The organism is Streptomyces sp. NPDC046900, from assembly GCF_040644975.1.
GTDB lineage: Bacteria > Actinomycetota > Actinomycetes > Streptomycetales > Streptomycetaceae > Streptomyces.
The window spans coordinates 75,662-96,426 of sequence record NZ_JBEYXD010000017.1 but is presented as its reverse complement, the minus strand read 5'-3'; the positions used below and the strand labels follow the sequence as shown (position 1 = coordinate 96,426).

Genomic DNA, 20,765 nt, shown 5'->3' with positions numbered 1-20,765 from the left:
TTGAACAGGTGACGATAGAGTGTATAGGTGCGCCTCAGCTCACACGTGTGAGTCGCCCTATCCGTGCCGTCCACATGCCCTGTCTCGCCGGGATCGCCGGCAATCCGAAGGAGCACACTGACCATGGCAGGAAAGCCGAAGCGGAGGACCGAGGGCGCACCGGTGGCGCGGCGGGCGATGCTGGGCATGCTCGGCGTGGGCGCGGCGGGGCTCGTCACCGCGCCTTATCTTCAGCGCGGCTGGGAGGGGTTCCTCGGCGCCGCCTCTCAGATCGACGCCACGGGCCTGACCGGTCTGCTGCCCAATCCGGGCGGCTTCCGGTACTACAGCGTCGTCGGCTCGGTGCCGCGCAAGGACGAGACGAACTACGAACTGCGGGTCGGCGGACTGGTGGATCGGCCGAAGACCTACACGCTCGACGAGCTGCGCGCGATGCCGCAGACCCGGGTCGTCCACGACGTCGTGTGCACCGATGGATGGCGCGTGGAGAAGACGCCTTTCGACGGTGTGAAGCTGGCGGACATCCTCGACGACGCCGGGGTGCGTTCCCCGAGCGCGGCGATCCGGTTCACCTGCTTCGACGGCGCCTACAGCGAGAGCCTCACCCTGGAGCAGGCGCGCCGCTCGGACGTCCTGGTGGCACTGAACATGCAGGACAAGCCCATCACACACGAGCACGGCGGCCCGGTCCGCCTGTATGTGGCTCCCATGTATTTCTACAAGTCGGCCAAGTGGCTGTCCGGCATCTCGGTCACCGACAAGGTCGTTCCCGGCTACTGGGAGGAGCGTGGATATGCGATCGACGGCTGGCTCGACGACGCCGAGCGGCACCGCGACGCGGCCTGAACACGACGGCCGTGTCCGCCGTTTCAGCACCGCCGAGCGCATGGTTCACCGGGCCACCGGCTACCTGATGCTCGTGTGCCTGGTCTCCGCCGCCTGCCTCTACCTCGGACCGCTGGCCCAACTCGTCGGGCGGCGGCACCTGATGGTCACGGTCCACGAGTGGTCGGGCATCTCGCTCCCGCTGCCCTTCCTGCTGGGGCTCCTCTCTCCGGCCTTTCGTGCGGACCTTCGTCGGCTCAACCGTTTCGCGGTGTACGACAGGCGGTGGCTACGGGCCGTCCGCAGGCGCCGGACGTCGCCCGAGGCCCGCCCGGCGGGCAAGTTCAACGCGGGTCAGAAGCTCTACGCGGGCTGGATCGCCGGCTCCGTGCTGGTGCTGGCGTTCACCGGCCTGCTGATGTGGTTCATGGGGCTGCTGCCCTTCATCTCCCGCACCAGTGCGATCTTCGTCCACGATCTCCTCGCCTGGGCGATCACCTTCGTCGTGCTCGGACACATGCGCAAGGCCTTCGAGGATCCCGAGGCGAGGCTGGGGATGCGCACCGGGTATGTCAGCCGCTCCTGGGCGGAGCGGTACCACTCCCGGTGGCTGCGTGAGGAGGGCGCGGGTACTGCGACCGATGAAGCAGACAAGGGGTGATACCCACTCCGCCGTAGTCTTGGTGAGGAGTTGACGGCGGTGCTGCACCGCGCCGTCCGCCAGGCCGCGGCCACCGCCTGCACGCGGTGGCTGCGGCCGTGTGTCTGCTGACCCCGGGCGACGGCGCCCTGGCATCTCAGGGCGCCCGGGCGAGAGGTGTGCGTGGCGTCAACGTGCGAACTTCTCGATGGCCGCCAGGGTAACGGGGGTGAAGAAGTTGACGAGGTTGCCGTCGGGGTCGCGGAACAGCAGCGACCGGTTGCCCCAAGGCATCGTGGTGGGCTCGTTGACGAAGTCGGTGACGAAGCCGGTCAGGTTCTGGTGGACGCGGTCCACGTCGTCGACGAGGAACTCGGTGATCACGCTGTGGTTGTCCGCCGGGCGGGCAGAGTCCGGGGCGAACAGCGGGACGGTGCGGGTGCCGGCGATCGCGAGGGTGGCGTTGGGGGTCTTGAGCTCGGCGAAGTCCTCGGTGGCCCACATCGCCCGCACCCCTGTGGCTCGCTCGTAGAACTCGACGAGACGCGCGACGTCGCTGGTGATGATCCGGATCGAGACGAAGTCCATGGGGATCTCCTTGGCTGTGCTGGAGTCGTGTACTTCGCAGGCTAGGAGAAATAGTGGACAGAATCGGTCCTCTATTCACGTAGGCTGAGCACATGCCTCGACCCACCGGCCGCGTGCTGACACTCCTGGAGCTGCTGCAGTCGGGCGGCACCCGGACGGTGGCCGAACTCGCCGACCGGCTCGGCGTCGAAGGGCGCACCGTGCGGCGGTATGTGGACCAGCTGATCGACCTGGACGTGCCGGTGGAGTCGGTGCGTGGCCGCTACGGCGGGTATCGGCTCGCCCCCGGGTACCGCTTGCCTCCGCTCATGCTCAGCGACGACGAGGCACTGGCCGTGGTGCTCGGCCTGGTCGCCGGCCGCCGAGCAGGGCTGACGACGATGGAGCACACGGCGAGCGAGACGGCATCGGCGAAGATCCGGCGGGTGCTGCCCAAGCACATCGCCCGTCGGCTCGACACACTCCTGGAGGCTCTCGCCTTCACGGAACAGCCCGGTGAGTTCGACACCCCGGACGCTGGGGTTTTGCTCGCCATCGCCGATGCGGTGCGCCACCGCCGACCGGTCTCGATCCGCTACACCGACCGCGACGGACGGGGCAGCGAACGCACGCTGCACGCGTATGGGATCGTCGCCCATTCGGGCCGGTGGTACGTCACGGGCAAGGACGCCCGGATCGGCGAGGACCGAACCTTCCGGCTCGATCGCATCGCGGACGCGAGGACCTTGCCCGGCTCATTCGAAGCGCCCGTGGGTCCGGATCCGGCGCAGCGCGTGGTGACAGGGTTCGCCACGGCTGAGTACCAGCATGCGGTGACCTTGCGGATTCAAGGGACAGTTGAGCAGATCCGCGCCCACCTTCCCGCCGGCGTCGCGAGCCTGGAGGAGGACGCGCCCACGGCAGGCGAGGAGCGGGCGACCGAGCGCTGGCTGCGCGTCGAGCTACGGGCGGAGCGACTCGACTGGTTGCCTCTGGTACTCGCCTCGCTCAACCGGCCGTTCGTCATCGAGCGCCCCGATGAACTGCGCGACCTCGTCGTCGCGTTCGCCGATCGCCTCGCCTCTTACGCCCGCCACGCCTGACAGTCACCTCTGAGCGGGTCAGCAACGCCCTCGCCCATGTGGGCAGCGACGTCGGCCTGCGGCTGCGGGCGTCTGGCTGGAGGTGCGGGACTCGGACAGCGGCCTGCCCGTGCCCACCGCCTGCTTGCTCACCGATGAGGGCTGCGCGTGGGCCGAGCACGGGCGTGGCCTGTTCCTGGTCGACGGCCTTGAGCGTGCCTGGATCATCCAGCCGGGCGACTGGGCCAAGACCGTTTGGCGGCAGAGGAACATCCCCGACGCGGGCAGTGGCGCGGCGGACCGTCGTATGACCTAACACGTCCTGTGCGGGGTCCGGCCGGGGCATGTGGTGCGCGGACCGTCAACTGACTGATGTGGGGTGTGGGGCGCGCGGCCAGAGTAGGACCGGGTCGATGCCGTACGGACGACCCGGGCACCTGAATTCGACACAGCTCCTTTCGTCACCGCTTTAACCGGTGATAAGGTCTGGCTCAGTCCTCGGCCAACCCGAGGCCGGGGGCGCACACCGAGGTCACGCAGGCATGCGCGGACGCCGTACGCGATGAGGCCACTCGGTCCACCCACCGTTCTTCTCGTGGCACGCACACGTGTGGTCGCAGCCAGGCGCACACCTACTTCTTGGATGGGAAAGCAATGAAGAGAGTTCTGACTGTTCTCGCGGCCGGTGTGCCGCTGGCTGCGGCGGTCTACCTGCCGACCGCCTCGGCGGAGCCGCAGACCACCTCGGCCGCCGCGCCGTCCGCCTGTGTGAACCCCTCCGTGAAGGCCCCGGCCGGCACCAAGGTGGAGTCCGTGACGGCGGTTCGCCAGCCCGGCGGCACGATCCACGGCACCGGGATCCTGCAGGGCGTGGCCGAAAATGTCCCGGCCTTCTGCCAGGTGACGGTCACCCTCACCCACCCGGGTGACGGCGACCACGCCAAGGTGCAGACGTGGCTGCCCGAGACGGGCTGGAACGGCCGCTTCCAGGCACTCGGCGGCTCCGCCTACCTCGCCGGTGACAACGGTGTCGGAATGGGCAACGCCGTCAAGGCCGGCTACGCCGCGACCACCACCGACGCCGGCGTCGGTGACGTCCTGGACGTCAGTTGGGTGCTGAACAGCAACGGCCAGGTCGACAACGCGCTGCTGAAGAACTTCGCCTCCCGCTCCCAGCACGAGGCCGCGGTCGTCGGCAAGGAGGTCGTCGACGGGGTCTACGGCAAGCGCGCCGCCTACTCCTACTTCACCGGCTGCTCCACCGGCGGACGCCAGGGCTACATGGAGGCCCAGCGCTACCCCGACGACTTCGACGGCATCCTCGCGGACGCGCCCGCCATCAACTGGGACGAGTTCGAGGTCGCCACCCTGTGGCCGCAGGTGGTCATGAACAACGAGAAGACCTATCCGACCGGTTGCGAGCTGGACGCCTTCACCAATGCCGCCGTCAAGGCCTGCGACAAGCTCGACGGTGTCACGGACGGCCTGGTCAACGACCCGTCCCGCTGCGACTTCGACCCGCGCACGCTGATCGGCACCAAGGTCCTGTGCAACGGCAGGGAGCTGACCGTCACGGCGGCCGACGCGGCCGTGGTCCGCAAGATCTGGGACGGCCCGCGCACCACTTCGGGCAAGAAGCTGTGGTCCGGTATCCCGCTCGGTGCCGACCTGAAGGGCCTGGCGGCGACCAACCCGCCGGACGCCGACGGCAACGTCACGGGAGCGCCGTTCCAGGTGCCCGAATACTGGGTGAAGCTCTGGCTGAAGAAGGACCCGTCCTTCGACGTCTCGAAGATCACCTACAGCCAGTTCACGCAGCTGTTCAAGCAGTCCGAGGCCGAGTACGACAAGGTCATCGGCACGGACGACCCCGACCTGTCGGGCCTCCGCAACTCCGGCGGCAAGCTGATCACCTGGCACGGCCAGGCCGACCAGTACATCCCCACCCAGGGCACCGTGCAGTACCGCAAGCAGGTCGAGCAGGAGACGGGCGGCGCCAAGCAGGCCGACGACTTCTACCGGGTGTTCCTCGCCCCGAACACCGACCACTGCGGTCTCAACGGACTTGACGGCTCGGCCGACGGACTCGCCGCGCTGACCAACTGGGTCGAGCACGGCAAGGCCCCCAAGACGCTGCCCGCCACCCTGATCAACGCCAAGGGCGAGCAGGTCAACCGTGACCTGTGTGCCTACCCCGAGGTGTCCCGCTACAAGGGCGAGGGCGACACGTCCCTCGCCTCCAGCTTCCGCTGCGTCGCCCCCTCCCGGCACTGACCGGGTCGGCGACAACCCCCTGACCTGAGAGAGGCCGAACCAACATGAGCACCCGGACAGCGACCCCGACCGGCCAGGCGGCCACGGGCGAACGTTCCTCCCTGCTGAAGCTGTACCTGATCCGCGGCGTCCTCGCCGTGGTGTGGGCCCTGGTGTTCGCCGGAGCCCACAAGGACGTCGACGCGGTGGCGATCACGCTGCTGGTCGTCTACCCGCTGATCGACGCGGTGTCCTCGCTCATCGACTACCGCGCGACGCCCAACGGTTCCGAGCGCCGGATCATCGCGTTCAACGGGGTGCTCAGCACGCTGGCCGCCGTCGCGATCGGTATCGCCGGCGCCGGCGGCGAGGCACCGGTGCTCCATGTGTTCGGAGCCTGGGCCGTCATCTCCGGTGCCGCCCAGGTGGTCGTCGGGCTGCGGCGGCGCGGTCCCGAGCTGGGCAAGCAGTGGCCGACCCTGATCTCGGGCGGCCTGTCCTTCCTCGTCGGCATCACCTACAACATCCAGGCCGCGGGCGAGAACCCCTCGCTCGACGTGCTCTCGGTGTACGCCACGGGCGGTGGGGTGTGGTTCATCCTCCAGGCCCTGCTGCTGGGCTGGAAGACCCGCCAGTTGCGCACCCGGACCGTCTGACGGCCGTACCCCTTCGGTTCCGTCCCGGCCCGCGCCTCCACGGCGCGGGCCGGGACGTTTTCGTGCGGTGGCCGTCGTCAGCCGACACGGTGGTCGTCGTCAGCCGACGCGGTAGCACACCGGAAGGGACAGCACACCGCGGTGATCTCGGAGCCGATCCACTTCAACGAGTTCGCCGACGCAGCGAGTTCGACTCCGAGTTCCGGGACGCGGGAGTGCAGGGTGCGTAGGGCGGTGGTCGTGTGGAGGCGGGCGAGCGGGGCGCCCCGGCAGTAGTGGATGCTGTGCCCGATGGCGAGGTGGCGGGAGCCCTCCATGGACGTGTCGTAACGCAGGAACTCCTCCACCGTGCCGGGCACCAGCTCGGGCCGCTCATGCAACAGCCCCACCTGATCGGGGTGTTGCAGCAGGGCCGGCACGGCGTTGCCCAGTCGGTTCACCGTGCCTCATGGCCGGCGACGGCCGACATCATCGCCGTACGCACCAACTCCCCCTCGGAGATGCGGCCGTCGTCCTCGTCGCGTACGGCGACGAGGGCGGAGAGCAGATCGTCCTGGGGACGGCGCCGCGGTGGAAGTGCGCTCACCCGTTCTGGCGGTCAGGTCGTCGACATGAGAACGAGCCGGGTTCCGTGGAGGCTCATGCGGCGGTCCCGTGTCCGGACACGTCTGAGGGGCATGCGCGGCGCGCATGCCCCTCAGAGGTCGGAGAACTCAGTTGTCGCTGTTGAAAATGGTCAGCACCCGCAGGACCTCCAGGTAGATCCACACCAGCGTGGTGGTGAGACCGAAGGCCGCCAGCCACGCCTCCTCGCGCGGGGCGCCGTAGGCGATGGCGTCCTCGACCTGCTTGAAGTCCAGGGCGAGGAACGCCGCGCCGAGCAGGATGCCGATGACGCCGAAGACTATGCCGAGGCCGCCGCTGTGGAAGCCGAGGCCGTTGCCCGCACCGAAGGCGGAGAAGAGAAGGTCGGCGACCAGCAGGAGGAGGAAGCCGGTCGTGGCGGCGGCGACGAACCCTGTGAACCTCCGGTTCACGCGGATCCAGCGCATCCGGTACGCGACGAGCACACCCGCGCACACCGCGAAGGTGCCCAGCACTGCCTGCACGACCACACCCGGCGCGATGTAGGTCGAGATCGTGCTGGACAGTACGCCGAGGAAGACGCCCTCGAACGCGGCGTACCCGAGGACCAGTGCCGGTGACGGCGTCCGCCTGAAGGCCTGGATCATCGACAGGACGAAGGCGAAGAGGGCCGCTCCCACGGCGATTCCGTAGGACCGGCCGATGTTCGCCTCGTCGACGGGCAGCAGGAGCCAGGACAGCACTGCGGCCAGGACCACGGTGCCGAGGGTCATTCCGGTACGGACGATGATGTCGTCCATCGTCACCGCGGTCCGGTCTGTCCGCGGTGACGTGCCGGCGCCCGGGGCGTAGGGGTTGGTCTGGTAGTCGGCCGTCGACCGGCCTCCGACCGTGGCACCCACCGGCTGGAGCGCGTAGGCGTCGGCCGGGCCGGCGTCACGGGCGGCACCCCAGCGGGAAAAGATCGGGTTGCTGGTCCTCACGTCATTCCTCCTCGTCTGCCGCACACGCGCGGCCTGCGGCACATCGCTGGTATCGGGTGCCCGGGACGGCATACGTGTGGCGTCGGCCACGTGCCGGGCCGAGGGCGGCGGCAAGCCTTGCCCGTCACCACTCTGACAGGTGACGCACTGCGGAGCAAGTCCAGTGGCTGGATCCGGTGGCGGTCATTCGGACGGCGCTCCCGGGTCGTCGAGTAGCTCCATGAGGAAGCCGTCCCAGTTCAGACCGTCCCACTCGGCCTCGGCCGAAGTGATTTCGTAGGTGGTGTCGAGCCACACCGCCAGGGCCGCGATGGGCACCTCGAACAGGGCCTCCACCTCCTGCGATTCGAGAAGCAGCCAGGACGAGGGCTGCTCTCTGGGCAGCGCCGGCCACATGCGTACGTCGCCGCAGCCGCTCATCGACGTCAAGCCGCCATGGAGAAGTTCGCGGCCGATGCGCCAGATGAGACTCGGTCCTCGTTCCGCCAGGAACTCGACCGTGATCATCGCGGGCATGTCCGGGTCGAAGCGGAACTCCGCTCGCATCGGCAGCGGGGTGAATTCATCGAGCATCTGGGTGAGGTCCAAGGACAGTGAAGGCACAAGCTCGGGCGCCGAACGTGCCTGCAGGGGTGGGTGATCACGGTGCATGGCAGGAGTTCCCCTCCGTGGGACGAAGTCTGTGTCCACCACTCTTCGCCAGGGGGCGGAACGCGCACATCGGTCAGTTGACGGTCGAAGGGCAGTCTCGGACGCAGCAGTTGACGGAACAGCCGCTCCGGTGGATGGCGTCTGCGAGGCTTGCGTCAGCGCAAAGGCGGCGCCTGGATGTGTCTTACGGAGTGCTGGGGACGTGACGTAAGTCAATTGTCTGCCGGTGCCGCACGGCCGTCACCACTGCCCGTGCAACTCAAGGAGATACGTACCTCATTCCGCGCCGTGCAGGCCCTGTCAGGCCGCGATGGCTACTGGATGTATGCAGGGGTGATGGCGACCGGCCGGCGACCTCCGGCTGCCGTCCGCGCCGACATGACGAGGGGCCGACAGCTTGCGCTGTCGGCCCCTCATGGTGTGAGCCGTGCCGCACCGATGGCCCCGCGGATCAGGGGCCGGGCGCGCGTCACTTCGCCTGCAGGGGTCCCGCGAAGGACTTGCGCAGGGATGACGGCGCGGCCAGGGGGAGCAGTGCTGCGAGCATCTTGCCCTTGACCGTGCTCGGTTGCCGTGTCAGCTCGACATCGACCCGGGTGCCGTCACCCTCCGGGGTAATCCGGAAGACCCAGCCGCCGCCGGCTCCGAAGAGTTTTGAGTCGACCGTGGTGATGGTGACCGTGTCACCGGCCGGCTCCCACTCGTAGCGCGCGCGCTCCCAGGCTGCGGCGGTCCCCTCGGTGACCTCGGCCCAGGTGTCGCCGAGTTCGTGGACCTCGAAGTGTTGGGCGTCGATCGTGGGCCAGGCCTTGGCGCGTGAGGGGCTGAAGTCCGTCAGCACCGCCAGCACGTCTTTCGGGCTGAGCTTGGAGACGAGATCGAACCGTACGACTGCCATGGGACGTCCTCACCGAGAAGTAACCGTTCTGACTGGTGACGAGAGCCTCCCAGGAGCTTGCGTCACCTGTCAAGGCGGTTACTTTGAAGGGCTCGGTGCGGAGATGCCGGCCCCGCCGATCGCCCGGCGAAGACCCGCTTCAGGCCTTGTCGTTGGTCTGCGGCAGACCGATGGTCCGGGCGATCTCCAAGACCCGCTCGGACCACGGCGTGGGCGTCAGGGTGGTGCGGTCGAGGCGGACGACGGTACGGCTGCCGTGCGCGTACGTCGTTTTCCCGTCGGCCGAGCACATTCGGTAGCCCGCGGTGGCTGAGGAGTTGCCCAGGCGCTTCATCCACAGGTGCACGGCGTACTCGCCGATCCCCGAAACGGGGAGATGGTCGGTGGTGTCGAGCGCCTTGGCGACGTTGAAGCCGTCTCCTTCGAGGTCGCTCTTGCCGCCGACGCCCCTGTCCCGCCAGAACCACCCCCACGCTCGCTCGACGAGCACCTGGTAGTGGCCGTTGTGCAGCAGGCCCATCGGGTCCAGGTCGTCGAAGTGGACGACCACGGGCATCAGGACACCGACATCGGTGCCCGGTGCGTCGGCGGTCTGGGTGGTGGAGGACATGGCTCTGCTCCTTGGGTCATACGCCCGTCTCTCGGGACGAGACCGGGCCTCACGTAAACACGTGTGAACACGTGTTTCGGAGGATGACGGGGGGAGTGCGGACCCGGTCCGTGAGGATCGTGGGCAGGGGTCCGGGCTGAGGCGCCTTCGCGTATGAACTCCGCGGCACGTTCCCCGATGGCGTAGACGGTCGCGACACGGCGGCGCTCAGCCCCGGCGAGCGGTGCCTGCTCCGTGAGTGGCTCAAGCGGCTGGCCGACGCGGAGGCCGGGGACGACTGACGGCGCCGCCGGCCGGGGGTCGGCAAGGGCGGTCAGCTCCCGTGGCACACCTGGTCACACCCTGGACGGCAGCAGGAGCCGGGCCGCCTGAAGGGCAGCCTCGGACCTCGCGCTCGCGTCCCACCAGGAGGTCGGCGGAGCTGACTCGCTCCGGATCAGTGAACACCACGGCGCACCGCCATTTTCGGGCCCGGCCCGGCTGTTGCCGAGAGGCCGGCATGAAGTATCGGCTGATGAAGACGGGGGACGGCTGGGCCGCGCCGTTGAGGTCCGACCACAGCTGCGCTGCCTGTCGGTACTGGTCCCGACGCTCGGTCCATCCGGATCAGGCCAAGGGCAGCTCGGTCCACCCGGCTCAGGCCAAGGACAGAAAGAGCTTCTCCAGTCGGGCGCGCATCTGCTCTCGGTCTCCGTCAGCGGCCATCTCGGAGTCGCTGAGGCAGTGCTGCAGACCGGTCGCGATGATTGCGAAGCCCGCCTTGTCCAGAGCGCGGGAAGCCGCAGCGAGCTGCGTGACCACCTCCTCGCAGTCCCGCCCCTCCTCGATCATCTTGATCACGCCGGTGATCTGTCCCTGCGCCCGGCGCAGCCGGTTGACTACCGCCTTGAGTTCCTTCTCCGCCATCGTCAGTTCCACGACCACTCCCTGGATATACCCCTCCCGGTATCTTAGCCCGTGAGGTCCGCGATCAGGGGCGCCGAAGAACACGCCTGACGATCAGCGTCGCGGTTCTTGCCCTTCAAACGCGGCCGGTGCCCATCTCGGGGAGTGAACCGCCCAGGCCCCGCGGCACAACCACCACCTGGCTGCATCTGCGCCGCCCATGGGGTGGCGGATCGGGAGACCAGCTGGCCCGCCGGCTGTCGCAATCCCGCCCCAGAATACCCCCGGGGGTACCCGTGCTACGGTGTCTCATATACCCCCGGGGGTAATTTCTCAGGAAGGGAGCGCCCGATGTACTTCGTCGACACCATCGAGCTGGAGGGCCTGGGCAACCGCAGCTACCTGGCCGGCGGCAGGCGTACGGCCGTGGCAGTGGACCCGCCGCGGGACATCGACCAGGTCCTCGCGGCCGCCGCCCGACGCGGAGTGCGGATATCCCACGTGGTGGAGACGCACATCCACAACGACTACGTCACCGGCGGTCTGGAACTGGCCCGGACGACGGGCGCCGCCTATCTCGTGCCGGCCGGAGCGCGCGTCTCGTTCGCCCGCGTGCCGGTTGCAGACGGCGACGTGACGGACATCGACGCCGGGCTCGCGCTACGGGCGGTCGCCACCCCCGGGCACACACCGCATCACACCTCCTTCGTGCTCGAGGAGAAGGGCCTGCCCGTGGCCGCGTTCACCGGCGGTTCCCTGCTGATCGGCACCATGGGCCGTCCGGACCTGGTCGAACCCCGCCTGACCGAGCAACTGGCGCGCGCCCAGCACGCCTCGGCGCACCGCCTGGCGGCCGAGCTGCCGGACGAGACGCCCGTCCTGCCCACGCACGGCTTCGGCAGCTTCTGCTCCTCCGCGCAGGCAGAGGGCGACGCCACCACGATCGGCAAGGAGAAGGCCGTGAACGTGGCGCTCACCACCGACGTGGACTCCTTCGTCGCCCGTCTGCTGGCCGAGCTCGATGACGTCCCCGCCTACTACACGCACATGGGGCCGACCAACGCCGCCGGACCCGTCCCGGTGAACCTGACCCCGCCGGCCGTCGCCGACGCCGAGGAGATCGCCGACCGGCTGGCCGCCGGTGAGTGGGTGGTCGATCTGCGCAGCCGCGTCGCGTTCGCCGAGGGGCATGTCGCCGGCTCGTTCAACTTCGAGGCGGAGGGCAAGATCGCCACGTATCTGGCCTGGATGATTCCGTGGGGCAAGCCGGTCACGCTGCTGGCCGAGTCCCCGGAGCAACTGGCGGCCGCACAGCGCGAGTTGGTCCGGGTCGGCATCGATCGTCCCGCGGCTGCCGCCACGGGCACGCCGGACCGGTGGGTGCCGAAGGGAACCAGGCCGGTCTCCTTCCCGCGGTCCACGTTCGCCGGGCTGGCCGAGCGAGGCACGGACGGCGTGGTCGTTCTCGATGTGCGGCGGGCCTCGGAACGGGCCGCCGGGCACGTCGAGGGTTCCGTGCACATCCCGGTCCACGAACTGCACAAGCGGCTGGGCGAGGTGCCGACGGGCACCGTGTGGGTGCACTGCGCCGGCGGCATGCGGGCCGCGATCGCCGCCTCGCTGCTCGATGCCGTGGGCCGGGACGTGGTGGCCGTGGACGACGGGTTCGCGGCCGCCGCCGAGGCCGGCCTGAACCTGGTCACCGGCTGAGCCGGACCGGACGAAAACCCATTTCGAGTTCTTGAGAGGTAGAGCCATGTCCCTCTTCCGGCGCGGCGACGACCGGGTCACCGTTGACGAGGCCGTTCGATGTACCGGTGGCGACCATGCCCAGGCCGTTCTGCTGGACGTGCGGGAGGAGCCCGAATGGGAAGCAGGGCATGCCCCTGGCGCCCTGCACGTCCCGCTGTCCCGGCTGGCCGCAGGGGCGGCACTGCCGGCCGCGGCCCAGGGCCGGGCGCTGGTGGTGATATGCCGCAGTGGTCGCCGCTCGCAGGACGCCGTCGAACTGCTGGCCGCACGTGGCGCCGAGGCCGTCGATGTCAAGGGCGGCCTGAAGGCGTGGGCCGCCGCAGGCCACCCCGTGGTCGACGAACGCGGGAACAGCGGCTCCATCGCATGACCGGTCTGGTTCTCGCGCTCGTCGCAGGTGGCGTCATAGGCCTGGCCCTGGGCGGCCTCGGCGGTGGAGGAAGCGTCCTGGCGGTGCCTGCCCTCATCTACCTGCTCGGCTTCAGCCCGGCGGAAGCGACCACGGCGAGCCTGATCATCGTCACACTCACCTCGGTCACGGCCCTGACCGGGCACGCCCGGGACGGCAACGTCGCCTGGCGTACCGGGCTGCTGTTCGCCGCTGCGGGCATCGTGCCCGCGATGCTCGCGGGGGCAGCAGCCGGCCACCTGCCGCAGCCCGTGCTCACCGTGGCCTTCGCCGTCGTCGCAGGGCTCGCGGCCCTGCGGATGCTGCGCCCGCCGCACACGAAGCCGTCGGGCCACGTCCGCCCCGGAAAGGCCGGCGCCGCCGGAGCCGGACTGGGCGCGATCACCGGGTTCCTCGGCGTGGGCGGCGGCTTCCTCGCCGTACCCGCCCTGGTCGGCGTCCTCGGTATGGCCATGCGCGCCGCTGTGGGCACCAGCCTGCTGGTCATCACGATCAACTCACTGGCCGCCCTCACCGCTCGCGCCGGCACCGGGATGCACTTGGACTGGGCGGTGATAGCACCCTTCACCGGGGCGGCGATCCTGGGCGCCTGGGACGGCAAACGCCTGGGGAAGAAGATCAAGGGCAAGACGCTCCAGAGGGTCTTCGCCTGCCTCCTGCTCGCGGTGGCCGCCTTCATGCTCGTCGACGTACTCGTATGAGCCGCTCCTCGGCAGATGCAGCCACCCGCCGCCCTGGCCCGTGCTGCCCGCGCCGTTCCGCGTGCCTGTCAGCGCAAGTTTCCGATCACCCTCGTCCATGCCCCCGTGTCACCGACGCACAAGGAAGACATCTGCCATGACCACCCCCACCACCCTCGACCCCCGCGAGGCCCACTCGCGCCTCCACGAGCTGACCGTCATCGATGTCCGCAGCCCCGGCGAATACGCGGGCGGACACGTGCCCGGCGCCCTCAACATCCCGCTCGACCAACTCGACCGGGCCCTGCCCGACATCCGCACCGCCTCCGAGCGCCGCGGCATCCTCGTCGTCTGCGCCTCCGGCGCCCGCTCGGAGAACGCCTGCCGCATCCTCGCCGGCCGCGGTATCGACACCGCCACACTCGCTGGAGGCACCGGTGCCTGGGCGGCCCAGGGTCACGACCTGCACCGGCCCGAAGGAGCCCCGAAGGCGACCTGGAGCATGGAACGCCAAGTCCGTCTCACCGCCGGTTCGGTCGTCCTGCTGGGCCTGCTGCTCGGTCTGGTTCTGCACCCGGCTTTCCAGCTGCTGTCCGCAGGCATCGCCGGCGGCCTGGTCTTCTCCGCCCTGACCAACACCTGCGGCATGGCGGCCATGCTCGCCAAGCTCCCTCACAACCGGCCTCGTCAGGCCGACCTGGATGCCACGCTCGCTCGCCTGCGCGGCGTCGGTATTGACTGAGGAGGTAAGCACCGGTGCCCTGTGAGCCGGCCCCTGTGAAACGTGAGGAGCACGCCGGTCAGGCCCGTTCGACCGGCTGTCGGCGGCTGGGCCGGCGACGGGTTGCTCAGGCCGGATAAGGGTTGTAGCAGTCGAGAGCCGGGTGGTAAAGCACCTGCCAGGTGCGCGCCTCGATGAGACCGTTCTCCGGCAGACCGTGGCAGCCTTGGATCCACTTGATCTTTTTCAGCATCACGGAGTTGAAGACCCCGTCGACGGCCAGCTTCGGCGGCAGTCCTCCCCACACGTTGCTCAGGCATTGGGCCTGCCGGACCGCCGCACCGGCGTCACCGTACGTAAGCACGGGCCGAAAAGTCGACGAGACGTAGGAACAGTTCGTGCTGGTGGCCGTGGCGACCTGTGGCACAGCCAGACCCAGGGAGGTGGCGGTGCACAGTGCCGCGCCCAAGGTGACCAGTCTGCGCTGTTTCATGCTGCTCCTTCCGGCCCGGCCGCCCACTGGGCGGCCGGGGTGATGGATACGGCCCATCCTCCCTGCGTTCAGCGAAGCCCGCGAGTTTGCGACGGTGTGATCGCAGCGTGACGTGGGACTTTTGCGCCGGCCTTCGATCGGGGTGAGCAGGCCGGACAGTGGAGTGAGGAGCGCACGGAGCGAATTTCGGCTCGTGCCTGCTTACCGAACCAGGCGGTGCAGGGCACAGGCGCCGGCTACGACGAACTCGGCGCGGGCGAAACGAGGGTGGGCCCCGTATCCCGCAACTGCCGAACCGCCCTACTGGGTTGCGTACTGAGCGGCTCGAGCAATACCTCCAGTGCGCTGACCACTCAGCGTGAGCCGACGGCTCACGAGGCCGGCGTCGGGGTGGGGGAGGCGGACGGGGGAGGGTAGCTCGGGTGCAGCGAGGGGGACAGGGGAGCCAGTGCGTCACACATGCTGGACGGAAAGGCGGGCTCCTTGCGCTGCACGTTCTGGCAACCTCCGGCCGCGCCTTCGGCTATCGGCTTCCAGCCGGACTTCTCCGCTCGGAAGAACCAACGGTCGCCGAGCCGGGACGAGCAGGCGGGGTCCGTCGTATCGTCGCAGGCCGGTCCCGTGCGCCAGGAGAAGTCCAACACCAGCCACTTCCCGTCGCAGCGCTCCGAGTCCCTGTACGTGTGCTCGGGCGCGTCGACCGCCATCAACGCCTGGTCGTAGGAGGCAGCGGTACAGCCGGTGGCAGGCGGGTGGCAACCCAGCTCGCCGCACAGCCGCAACGCGGGCGGCTTGGCGCCGTCCACGGTGAAGCGCACGTAGTCATCGACGATCACGTCCCGGCCGCCCAACGGCTCGGGCAGTTCGAGTCGCACCGTGGCGGTGCTCTCGCCGGTGCACCCGGACCGGGTGTCCCCCGACGGGGAAGAGAAAGTGATCTGGACCCGCGCAAGGTCTGTCATGGGGTCTGTGAGTACCGCCTTGAGGTCTCGCACACACGGGTGCTTGCCACTGGGGACCTGTGTGTCGAGGAGCAACGTGCGGTGGTCGTCGCCGAGGCGGGCTCCGGTGACCGCGGCCGGCTGCGCCGTGGTCCACGGGATCGGCCCGGTCGCCGTCGGCGGCGCGATCGTCCCCCCTTGCCCGGCCACCTGTGTCCCGCATGCCCCGAGCAACAGGACGGCCACAGCGCAGAACACGGCCACCACCGCTCCACGTGTCCCGCGTGATCGCATGAGCACTCGATCCCCCGTCCCCGTACCGGCGCCGGCTGGCCAATATAGAGATGGGACACGAAGGCTCACCAGGCGGCGGCCGGTGGGGCGGGAGACCCGACAGGACGATGCAGCGTGGTGACCTCCGGTTCGAATACAGGGCTGTGAGCCGGACGGCCTCTTGGAGGCCAGCCCGGCCCACTCCGCCCTCGCACCGCTGCCGCCGGATGATGCTGTGCATGCTCTTCCCGCGGCCCGAGCCCGGCCCGTCGGTCGTCGTCGGCCGATCAGCTGGTGGGAACGGTCAGCCGTCCCACTCGTCCAGGTCCTCCTCGTCCAGCCCATGATCGGCCATCAGCTGCTCGGCCTCGGTCCGCGCACCGCGTGCGCGCAGGGATCGGACCAGCACGACGACCGCGTTCCAGCGGGCCTCGTTCCAGGGGTCGTCGGGGTCCGTCGTCAGGTCCAGTGCGGCGCGGGCCGCTTCCTCGGCTGCGTCCGGGGCACCGAGACGCAGGCGGACGCCGGCGAGTGCGGTCAGGATCTCGCCGAGCAGTTCCGCGGTCTCCGCGGTCTCCGCGGTCTCCGCGGACTGCGCGGACTGCGCGGACTGCGCGGCCGAAGCCCCGGCGAGGAGATCACGGGCGGTCGCCAGGTGCGTCGCGGCTTCCGTCAGTCGCCCGTCGTGGTGCAGCATCCGGGCGCAGGCGTGCAGGAGTCCGGCCCTCGACTCGACCGGTGTGCCCGGCTCGGCCAGTGCCGACTCCGCCTCGGCCAGCAGCTCGGCCACCGCTGTGGGGGCGGGGTTGCACAGCAGGGCCCGCCGTAGCGCGGACAGCCGCTCCGCGGTGCGTCCGGAGGCGGCGAAGCCCTGTGCCGCCGAGGCGTACCAGCGTGACGCCTCCGGGCCGTACCTCAGCCACTCGCCGAGCGTGGCCTCCCACTCCGGGCGGTCGGGCGATCCGGGGAGGTCCCCGTGCTGCTTCTCCAGCAACTCCCGCAGCCGGCGGACGGCCTCGGCCCGATGGCCGTCCTGTTCGTAGGCGCGGGCCAGCAGCACCTGGCACCGGGTGGCGTCCCCGGTCATGCCGAGGCGTTCCAGCTCGCGGATCGCCTCCTCCGCCGCTTCCACTGCCTCCGCCGGACGCTCGGCCTCCAGCAGGGCTTCGGCTGCGGCGAGTCGCGCACGGGCCGCGCCCTCGGCGTCACCCGTGGCGGTTGCGGCGGCCACCTTTTCGATCAGCCCCCGGACGCGATCGCCGCCGGGCGTGTGCGCCCGCACGGAGAACACTGACATGGGTACGGACTCACCGATCGGCCCGGCCGCCATCCACCGCCGGATCCGGTTGCTCTGGTAGTCGTTGCCGTTGCGGGTGTCGAACCGGGCAGCGATGTCCAGGGCCCGTTCACGTAGTTCCGCGGCGAGGGCGGTGACGCTGGTGTCCGGGCGGCGCCGGCCCTCCGCGGCCGGGAACCGCAGGAGCAGCTCGCCCTCGCCCTGGTTCTCCAGTGCGGTCAGGACGGCCACGGCCGCAGCCGCGAACTCCGCTTCCGCCAGCGGTGTCCGGGCCTGGCCCAGCCAGGGCAGATGGCGCTCGATCAGGTCGAGGCCGCGGCCCGCGTTGCCGGTGTGCACGCAGAACCGCAGATTCAGTGCGAGCTCGGCCAGGTGGTGCGGATTGTCCCGGATCCGTCGATACGCACTGCGGTGCGCCTCGAGTGCCTGCTCCCCGCGGCCGGTGCGCACGTACGGCAGCAGCAGCTCGGAGTTGATCCACTGGGGCTGCTCGCTGCAGAACGAGGTTCGGGCGGGCTCCCCGATCCGTATCGCCTCCTCGTCCCGTCCCAGCGCGACCAGGGTGCGCACCTGACTGCTCGGGACACAGCCTGCGCAGTCGGACAGCGAGTCGCGCCGGGTGCGGTCCATCCGCTCGTAGAACTCCTGGGCCTGCTCCAGTTCTCCCACGCTCTCCGCGACCAGCCCCCGGTGCTGCAGCACCGCGTGCATGCTGTGGCCGCCCCGCCGGTAGCGGCGCTCCATGTCGTCCAGCAGGTCGAAAGCGCGCTGCAGCGGAACCTCCGGGAACTGATGGACGCTGTAGATCATCCACTTGATGTTCCACAGCAACCGGTGTTCGGCCCGCGCTCCGAAACGCTCGGGCTCACGGTCGTACGCCGCCAGACACCAGGAGTAGGAAAGGAACGCCTTGGCCGGCACCCAGCTGTGCTGGAACACCGACGTCGCCTGCATCCGTACGTCGAAGGCGAACTCCACCAGGCCGAGCGCGTCCGCGTGGCGCATCACCTCCTCCAGCGCCGCGAACTTCGCCGCGCCCTTCGGCATGCTGAAGGTGTCGTGGTAGAGCTTGCGCAGCTCCTGCTCTGTGTGGCTCACCGGGCACCTCCGGCGACGGCGCGGCCGATGAGGCCGAGGAAGGACTGGTTGAGGACGGCGGTGTCCGCCGGGCGCAGCGGATGATGCCCGAGGAGCAGGGCCTGCACATACAGGCCCTCCAGACAGGTCGCACGGAGTTCGGCGTCGTCCAGCGCCAGCACTTGGCGGGCGAGTGCGTTGCGGTGGTTGAGCACGAGACGGGGGCGGGGGGCCTCGGTGGTCTGGAAACTGCCGAGGATCGACGACCAGACGTCGTCCGCCTGCTCCTTGGCCTCGCGCAGGTCCACCTGGAACGCCGTGTCGTCGTCGAGCAGATAGAGCGCCGGGAGCCCGGACGGCTCGAAGGACCGTACGAGCAGGTCGCAGCCGAGCCGCGCCAGGACGCGGTCCGATGCGGCCAGGGCAGGGGCGATGGCCCGTTCGTCGGCTGCGGTCAGCCGCTCCAGGTGCGTGGCCAGATCCGCCGCGCGCAGCGTCTCGGCCTCCAGCTCCCGGTCCACCGTGACCAGCCGGTCGATGATCTGGGCGTCGTACACATAACCGGCGTTGACGACGGCGAGGCCCTGGGCCGCCGCGACAGGGGCCAGCTGACGGAACTCGTCCACCAGAGGGGTGAACCGCAGCACGCCGTACCGCTCCCGGAACTCGGCGAGGGTCAACGGGCCGACATTGGTCTCCATCGGCCAGAAGTCCGTGACCAGCCGGAGCATCTCGTCGTCGTGCAGCGCCAGCGCCTTCACGCCCAAATGGTGAACGCGCAGGAACTCGCGCAGCCGGGCCGGGTCCTGCCGGCTGAGGCGGACCAGCCATGCACGCAGCTCGTCGCCGAGGCTGTCGCGCGTGCTCTCCAGCAGCGAGTCCTCGTAGAGGGCTTCCCGGCTCGCGGTGGGGCGGAGTTCCGCGGTGTCCGCGACGCATCGTACGAAGAAGGCCCACTCCGGAAGCAGCCGCTCGGCGCCCTCGGACAGCAGCATCTGCTTGAGGTAGACGCGGTGCGCGGCGGGCACCGCCGGATTGGCGGGCATGGGCAGGACGAAGGCGACGCCGCGCAGGCCCGCCTCGGCGGCGGCCAGGTCCACCACGTCGTAGGGGGTGAAGCCGAAGACCTGCTCACAGTAGGCCTCCAGCCGCGCGCGGCGCTGTGCCGGATCCTCGCCCTCTGGGCGGTCCCAGGGCGCCGGGCCGCCGGTGATCTCCATGCCGTCCACGGTGACGGTGTGCGGCAGATGGGCACCGTAGTGGGTCACCAGCTCGGCGACGGCGTCGCGGGTGAGCAGGTGTTCGCAGCCGGGGCGCGGGCGCAGCGTGACGGTGGTGCCCGGCTCGGCACGCTCGTCCCCGGGCGGGGCCGGGCGCACCGTGTAGCTGCCGTCGGAGCGGCCGTGCCACAGCACGGTGGGCTCGTCGGCACGACGCGTGGCCACCTCGATGGAGTCCGAGACCATGAAGCAGGACAGCAGTCCGATGCCGAACTGGCCGAGGAACTCGTGCCGGGCGAAACCGAGCTCGTCCCGCTTGGAGCTGCGGCCTATGGTGGCCAGCAACTCGTGGACCTGCGCCTCGGTCAGCCCGATTCCGTTGTCGCTGATGGTCAGGGAGCCGTCACCGGTGGAGTCGGCGGATGAGACGACGATCCGGCCGCGCCCGCGGGCAGCGGCGTCGGGACCATGCGCGGCGGTGATCGCGTCCACTGCGTTCTGCAGCAGCTCGCGGGCGTAGACCTGCGGGCTGGTGTAGAGGTGGTGGCTCAGCAGATCTACGATTCCGCGCAGATCGACGCGGAAGGTTTGGTTCACGGACTCTCCCCATCCTGGACTGGGCAGCACCTTAGGACGCGGGACTGACACCGCAGAACGAATATCGTCCACAGGCCGATCAGGGGGTTCACCGCGACGTCCGTACGCACGCCCGGGCCGCCTCCGGATCCGCGTCCGCACGCCGTCCTGCGGCCGCAAGGGAATTCACCGGGCACGCCGGACTGGATCCTCGACCGCCTCACCGCCTCACCGCCTCACCGCCTCACCGCCTCACCGCCTCACCGCCTCACCGCCTCACCGCCTCACCGCCTCACCGCCTCTGCGGACGCGGGTACCTGGCACCCACAGTCCCTTGTGTGATCGATCAGGGTCACCGCCCGCACTCACGGAAACCCGCGGGTGGTGCGCACGGCGCGCCACGTCCGCTCCGGCGACGCGGCATTGACCACCGAAGACGCCCGGGCGTACGGGCTCGAGAGGCTTGCGTGTGGCGGATCGCATCCGCAGTCCTCGTCTCCCGCGCCCCGCCCGTCCAGACCCTGGCCGCCCTGCGCGCCGCAGGCCACGGCCGGCGCCGCCTCTGGCACTGGCGGTCCCGCCGGGGCCGGAAGCGCGTTACTGTACGGCGGCGCTGCACCGGCCATCGGAATCTCCGCTCACCCAGTTGCCTCGAGCGGGGGATCCGCGCGAACTGAGCGCACAGAACGCC

The 20,765-nt window shown here is 69.8% G+C and carries 22 protein-coding genes; 10 read left to right on the top strand and 12 right to left on the bottom strand.

Features of this window, described 5'->3' with window-relative positions:
- The first annotated feature begins 123 nt into the window (after positions 1-123).
- Both ABZ904_RS19445 and ABZ904_RS19440 read left to right on the top strand, forming a co-directional pair.
- Entirely contained in the window at positions 124-846 is a 723-nt protein-coding gene (locus ABZ904_RS19445) for a molybdopterin-dependent oxidoreductase (RefSeq protein ID WP_361824625.1), read from the top strand.
- The gene (locus tag ABZ904_RS19440; RefSeq protein ID WP_359392962.1) at positions 794-1,486 is read left to right on the top strand and encodes a cytochrome b/b6 domain-containing protein; all 693 of its coding nucleotides are present in this window, start codon (positions 794-796) and stop codon (positions 1,484-1,486) included. The genes ABZ904_RS19445 and ABZ904_RS19440 overlap by 53 nt, the downstream gene beginning before the upstream one ends.
- 168 nt (positions 1,487-1,654) lie before the next feature.
- Here ABZ904_RS19440 and ABZ904_RS19435 read toward each other — a convergent pair whose 3' ends face one another.
- Entirely contained in the window at positions 1,655-2,053 is a 399-nt protein-coding gene (locus ABZ904_RS19435) for a VOC family protein (protein WP_361824622.1), read from the bottom strand.
- A gap of 92 nt (positions 2,054-2,145) precedes the next feature.
- On the opposite strand from ABZ904_RS19435, the gene ABZ904_RS19430 reads away from it, so the two are divergent.
- The 4 genes from ABZ904_RS19430 (at position 2,146) to ABZ904_RS19415 (ending at position 6,023) form a co-directional block, all read left to right on the top strand.
- Positions 2,146-3,135, top strand: a complete 990-nt coding sequence (locus ABZ904_RS19430; protein ID WP_361824619.1) for a YafY family protein — start codon at positions 2,146-2,148, stop codon at positions 3,133-3,135.
- Positions 3,136-3,217: 82 nt separating this feature from the next.
- Positions 3,218-3,430, top strand: coding sequence for a hypothetical protein (locus ABZ904_RS19425; protein WP_361824616.1), 213 nt, complete (start codon positions 3,218-3,220; stop codon positions 3,428-3,430).
- A 338-nt stretch (positions 3,431-3,768) separates the two neighbouring features.
- On the top strand, positions 3,769-5,388 hold the full coding sequence (locus ABZ904_RS19420; RefSeq protein ID WP_360996490.1) for a tannase/feruloyl esterase family alpha/beta hydrolase: 1,620 nt from the start codon (positions 3,769-3,771) through the stop codon (positions 5,386-5,388).
- A gap of 44 nt (positions 5,389-5,432) precedes the next feature.
- Positions 5,433-6,023, top strand: a complete 591-nt coding sequence (locus ABZ904_RS19415) for a DUF308 domain-containing protein (protein WP_360996487.1) — start codon at positions 5,433-5,435, stop codon at positions 6,021-6,023.
- Positions 6,024-6,100: 77 nt separating this feature from the next.
- Here ABZ904_RS19415 and ABZ904_RS19410 read toward each other — a convergent pair whose 3' ends face one another.
- The 7 genes from ABZ904_RS19410 to ABZ904_RS19380 all read right to left on the bottom strand — a co-directional run bounded on the left by ABZ904_RS19410 (position 6,101) and on the right by ABZ904_RS19380 (position 10,668).
- Entirely contained in the window at positions 6,101-6,463 is a 363-nt protein-coding gene (locus tag ABZ904_RS19410) for a hypothetical protein (RefSeq protein ID WP_361824612.1), read from the bottom strand.
- Complete coding sequence (locus tag ABZ904_RS19405) at positions 6,460-6,609, bottom strand: hypothetical protein (protein ID WP_361824609.1); 150 nt, start codon at positions 6,607-6,609, stop codon at positions 6,460-6,462. The genes ABZ904_RS19410 and ABZ904_RS19405 overlap by 4 nt, the downstream gene beginning before the upstream one ends.
- A 127-nt stretch (positions 6,610-6,736) precedes the next feature.
- Positions 6,737-7,591, bottom strand: coding sequence for a Bax inhibitor-1/YccA family protein (locus ABZ904_RS19400; RefSeq protein WP_361824606.1), 855 nt, complete (start codon positions 7,589-7,591; stop codon positions 6,737-6,739).
- Positions 7,592-7,774: 183 nt separating this feature from the next.
- A complete protein-coding gene (locus ABZ904_RS19395) occupies positions 7,775-8,179 on the bottom strand; it encodes an SsgA family sporulation/cell division regulator (RefSeq protein WP_360996475.1) in 405 nt (134 codons plus the stop codon).
- 532 nt (positions 8,180-8,711) lie between these two features.
- Entirely contained in the window at positions 8,712-9,140 is a 429-nt protein-coding gene (locus ABZ904_RS19390) for a hypothetical protein (protein ID WP_359392943.1), read from the bottom strand.
- A gap of 139 nt (positions 9,141-9,279) precedes the next feature.
- Positions 9,280-9,750, bottom strand: coding sequence for an acyl-CoA thioesterase (locus ABZ904_RS19385; RefSeq protein ID WP_360996471.1), 471 nt, complete (start codon positions 9,748-9,750; stop codon positions 9,280-9,282).
- A 636-nt stretch (positions 9,751-10,386) separates the two neighbouring features.
- A complete protein-coding gene (locus ABZ904_RS19380; protein ID WP_359392938.1) occupies positions 10,387-10,668 on the bottom strand; it encodes a metal-sensitive transcriptional regulator in 282 nt (93 codons plus the stop codon).
- Between the two features lie 318 nt (positions 10,669-10,986).
- Between ABZ904_RS19380 and ABZ904_RS19375 the strand changes: the two genes are divergently transcribed.
- From ABZ904_RS19375 to ABZ904_RS19360, 4 genes are all read left to right on the top strand, one after another.
- Positions 10,987-12,345 carry an MBL fold metallo-hydrolase gene (locus tag ABZ904_RS19375; protein ID WP_360996467.1) on the top strand — a complete coding sequence of 453 codons (1,359 nt, stop codon included), beginning with the start codon at positions 10,987-10,989 and terminating at the stop codon, positions 12,343-12,345.
- A 46-nt stretch (positions 12,346-12,391) separates the two neighbouring features.
- Positions 12,392-12,757, top strand: a complete 366-nt coding sequence (locus ABZ904_RS19370) for a rhodanese-like domain-containing protein (protein WP_359392933.1) — start codon at positions 12,392-12,394, stop codon at positions 12,755-12,757.
- Entirely contained in the window at positions 12,754-13,497 is a 744-nt protein-coding gene (locus tag ABZ904_RS19365) for a sulfite exporter TauE/SafE family protein (RefSeq protein ID WP_360996463.1), read from the top strand. Before ABZ904_RS19370 ends, ABZ904_RS19365 begins: the two co-directional genes overlap by 4 nt.
- A gap of 136 nt (positions 13,498-13,633) precedes the next feature.
- On the top strand, positions 13,634-14,218 hold the full coding sequence (locus tag ABZ904_RS19360) for a rhodanese-like domain-containing protein (RefSeq protein ID WP_359392929.1): 585 nt from the start codon (positions 13,634-13,636) through the stop codon (positions 14,216-14,218).
- 106 nt (positions 14,219-14,324) lie between these two features.
- Here the strand turns inward: ABZ904_RS19360 and ABZ904_RS19355 are convergent, their stop codons facing one another.
- From ABZ904_RS19355 to ABZ904_RS19340, 4 genes are all read right to left on the bottom strand, one after another.
- Positions 14,325-14,690, bottom strand: coding sequence for a peptidoglycan-binding domain-containing protein (locus ABZ904_RS19355; protein ID WP_359392927.1), 366 nt, complete (start codon positions 14,688-14,690; stop codon positions 14,325-14,327).
- A 371-nt stretch (positions 14,691-15,061) separates the two neighbouring features.
- Complete coding sequence (locus ABZ904_RS19350; RefSeq protein WP_361824599.1) at positions 15,062-15,925, bottom strand: hypothetical protein; 864 nt, start codon at positions 15,923-15,925, stop codon at positions 15,062-15,064.
- A gap of 283 nt (positions 15,926-16,208) precedes the next feature.
- The gene (locus ABZ904_RS19345; protein WP_361824596.1) at positions 16,209-18,299 is read right to left on the bottom strand and encodes a hypothetical protein; all 2,091 of its coding nucleotides are present in this window, start codon (positions 18,297-18,299) and stop codon (positions 16,209-16,211) included.
- The gene (locus ABZ904_RS19340; protein ID WP_361824593.1) at positions 18,296-20,095 is read right to left on the bottom strand and encodes an HSP90 family protein; all 1,800 of its coding nucleotides are present in this window, start codon (positions 20,093-20,095) and stop codon (positions 18,296-18,298) included. The genes ABZ904_RS19345 and ABZ904_RS19340 overlap by 4 nt, the downstream gene beginning before the upstream one ends.
- Between the last annotated feature and the right edge of the window lie 670 nt (positions 20,096-20,765).